The sequence below is a fragment of the Methylobacterium isbiliense genome (assembly GCF_022179325.1).
Lineage (GTDB): Bacteria > Pseudomonadota > Alphaproteobacteria > Rhizobiales > Beijerinckiaceae > Methylobacterium > Methylobacterium isbiliense.
Genome location: NZ_BPQQ01000158.1, coordinates 1 through 3,214, shown reverse-complemented (window position 1 = coordinate 3,214; position 3,214 = coordinate 1). Strand labels below are relative to the sequence as shown.

Here is a 3,214-nt window from a genome sequence, read left to right as displayed (position 1 = left end):
CGCGAAGCCGAGGGAGGATCACGATGGCCTCCAGCCCGGCCTCGGGCACAGCCGAGAGGATCTCGACGAACTGCCGGTCGCCATCAGTGTGCCCCTTCAGGCGTGCGCGGATCTCGGCCAAGCCGGCGGGCAGGTCCCAGTCGCGGAACGGGTCGCCATTGCGGAGCGCACCGGGCTTGCGCGCGAGCACAGGCAGGTAGTGCCACGGATCGTAGACCGTCTGGTTGCGGCCGAAGCACCGCGGGTGGGCGGCGATGGCCTCGCCCGTGAGGAAGACGGCGATCCGGTCAGCGTAGGCGCGCACCTGCACGTGCTGGCCGGCAGCTCGGGCGGCCACCGAGTAGCGGTTGTGGTCGAAGCGCACGAGGCAGGTCTTGGAGGCGACGACCTCGACCTCGTGGAGGCCGTCGAACCCGCCCCGGTAGGGGATCAGGGCCGGCCTCTCCTCCGCCTCGAACACCTCCTGCACGGTGCGGTGCTTCTGCACCGGGTGAGCGGCCGTGCGCGCCCAGGCCCGGCAACGCTCCTCCAGCCAGTGATTGAGGTCGTCGAGGCTCTCGAAGCGGGGGACCGGCTTGAAGAAGCGGTTGCGGGCGGTGCGCACCTGGTTCTCGACCTGCCCCTTCTCCCAGCCCGCACAAGGATTGCAGGCGGTGGGCTCGACGAGGTGGTGCGAGCACAGCTGCAGGAAGCGGCGGTTGAAGGCGCGGGGGCGTCCCACGAAGATGGCGGAGACGGCCGTGCGCATGTTGTCGTAGATGCCGCGCCGGCAGGAACCGCCGAAGAAGCGGAAGGCGCGCTCGTGGCCGTCGAAGACCATCTCCTGGGTCTCGCGCGGGTAGGCGCGCAGCAGGAAGTAGCGGCTATGGCAGAGCCGGATGTGGGCGACCTTGATCTGGACAGTGATGCCCGCGAGCCGGGCGCACTCATGGCTCCAGTCGAACTGGTAAGCCTCCCCTGGGGTGAAGGAGAGCGGGACGAACAGGCCCTGCAGGCTCGCCGACCGCTCCGTGAGCCATCGCTGGGCATAGCGGCGCACGGCATCGTAGCCGCCCGCATAGCCTTCGTCTCGGAGGTCCTCGAACACGCGCATGTAGCTCAGGCGCTCACGCTTGGGCTTGGCGAGTTCCTGGGCGAGCAGGAGGTCGAGGCGAGCGATGTAGCCGTCGAGCTGCGGCCGCGGCTCGTGCTGGCGCTTGTAGGAGAAGGCTGTCTTGTCCGAGCGCAGCGCCTTGCGCACGACCTTGCGCGAGAGGCGCAGCTCGCGCGAGATCTCGCGGATGCTCTTATGCTCGTTGCGGTAAAGGCGCCGGATCTTGGCGAGGGTCTCCACGATCAACATCCCCGGCTGGCTCCCTGCCCCTGACAGGGCGAGAGCATGAGATGTGCGATGCCGGGGTGGGTCCCGATTGGACGCCGATCAGCCCCTCAGCTGGGTCCTTTTTCCACGCCGATTCCCAGCGGGTGCTGCCAAAAGGGGGGATCTGGAGCCGAGCGAGACCATCGTGAGGCTCTTGGCCGTTCGCGTGGCGGCTATGGCACCAAGGCCTGCGTGATCGCCGACGGGCGAGGACGCGCTCTCGCGTTCCGCCTCGCTTCCGGCCAGGCGCATGAACGGCCGCACGCTCTCCCGTTGCTCGATCGACCGCCCGGCGTGCCACAGTGGGTGACCGCGGCTACTCCAGCCACCGTGTTCGCGAGGCGATCTGGACCGCCGGCGCGCGGCCAGCGATCCCGACCAAGGCCAACGAGGCACCGATGCCCTGCCCTGAGTGGATCTAGGCCAACCGCAACATCGTCGAGCGGCTGTGGGTCCGCCTCAAGGAGTGGCGGGCCGTCGCCACCCGCTACGAAAAGACCGCCGTCAGCTTCAGGGCGTCCTTTGTCTGTCTGGCCGCCACTCTCGATTGGATCAAGTGACGACAGGCCCTAGTCTGCACAATGTCAACGCTGCAGTCTTGGATTGCGCCATCCTTGGAGGCCATCTACGACAAGATCAGCGCGGGCATTTGTCAAATCGAAAATCGCTGCGCGTTCGACCTCGAGTTTCCATCCAGCGGTTAACAGTGTGTCCATAATGGCACCTTCGATTGTTCGGCTGTGCGTGCCGACCACCAGATAGGCGACACGTTCATTCAGAATTTCACAACATGAGCTAATCAAGTCGTATTCACCACCTTGGATATCGATGTGAAGTAGATCGAGAGTTTCGTCTCCAACCATTTGCGCAAACGGCACCATCGGATAGGAGTGGAATCGTTCAGGATTTGACGGCTGAGCACCAAAAACTGGCGTTAGCCCCCAATCTGATCCAGCAAAATCTTGCTTTGGGAACCAAGCAATGCCTGGTGCAGCTGCTGCTACTCCATGATGGAGCGTATACTCGCTTGGATCGAAGCCATTAGCGGCGAGGCTTCTCCGCGCAAATGACAGGTGCCCCTCGTCAGCCTCTACCCCAATAGCATGGACGCGTAGGGCCCTACGTTTTGCGGCCACGCCAGCATTATTCATCCAACATCCCCAGCCGCAGCCCAGTTCCGCCATGCGGAAGGTGCCACTCGCGAGTTCGACTGCACGTAATACGGCAGCCCATTCGGCCATGTCGGCGTGAAGGTAGTCGGGAATCGGGATCGGACCGACAGCACCGTCGAACTTCTTTAATCCAGGCGCCACTTCGATGGGATATTTCACGCCCATAAAATTCACCAAGTACCCCGGCGATGGCGTCCGACTCCGAAGTTCATACTTTTTAATGATATCGTAAAGATCAAAGGAGCTTGCCGCGTTTGTAAATGCTCCGGGCTTGTGTATCTTATAATAATCATTAGATTTTAGGAGTGCGTAGACAAGATCTTCAGCTCGCTTTCCTGTCCAATAGTTTATATCGTCCGCGGTGGCATCCCTCTGTATCAGCACACTTATGATGCCTCTAATTTGATCAAACGTGAGCATGCTGCCTACCTGACGTGACTAATTGGGCTCGGGGCCGAGGGTACGCCACGAATAGCCCGATCCTTCCAAACGGACAAATCATTTTTCCATTTGTGGCATCAATCTGGGCTGGAAGGGAAGAGTGAGTGGACGGCTGTCCTGTGCCGCCCCAGGCGCCGTTACGTGATGTGGCTCCTGTACCGCCCGCGGATTGTGAGACACCGGTTTGAACCCTATGCGGCGAGAGCCGCAGGTGGAAGCTGTGAACCGCCCCGGGTTTCCC

General features: G+C 62.4%; 2 protein-coding genes and 1 pseudogene. 1 reads left to right on the top strand and 2 read right to left on the bottom strand.

Annotated features, from left to right (window positions below; all coding sequences use genetic code 11):
- On the bottom strand, nt 1-1,342 hold a 1,342-nt coding region (gene istA / locus MFF61_RS33700), incomplete at its 3' end, for an IS21 family transposase (RefSeq protein ID WP_238242209.1).
- 117 nt (nt 1,343-1,459) lie between these two features.
- Here istA and MFF61_RS33695 point away from each other — a divergent pair.
- Nucleotides 1,460-1,920, top strand: a pseudogene (locus MFF61_RS33695) (IS5 family transposase); the annotation flags it as partial.
- A 24-nt stretch (nt 1,921-1,944) separates the two neighbouring features.
- On the opposite strand, the gene MFF61_RS33690 reads toward MFF61_RS33695, so the two are convergent.
- Nucleotides 1,945-2,952: a class I SAM-dependent methyltransferase gene (locus MFF61_RS33690; protein WP_238242208.1), complete on the bottom strand. Its 1,008-nt coding sequence runs from the start codon at nt 2,950-2,952 to the stop codon at nt 1,945-1,947.
- Between the last annotated feature and the right edge of the window lie 262 nt (nt 2,953-3,214).

Excerpts from the sequence above, each read along its gene's own strand:
- MFF61_RS33690 (WP_238242208.1), bottom strand. The coding sequence starts at position 2,952 with ATGCTCACGTTTGATCAAATTAGAGGCATCATAAGTGTGCTGATACAG.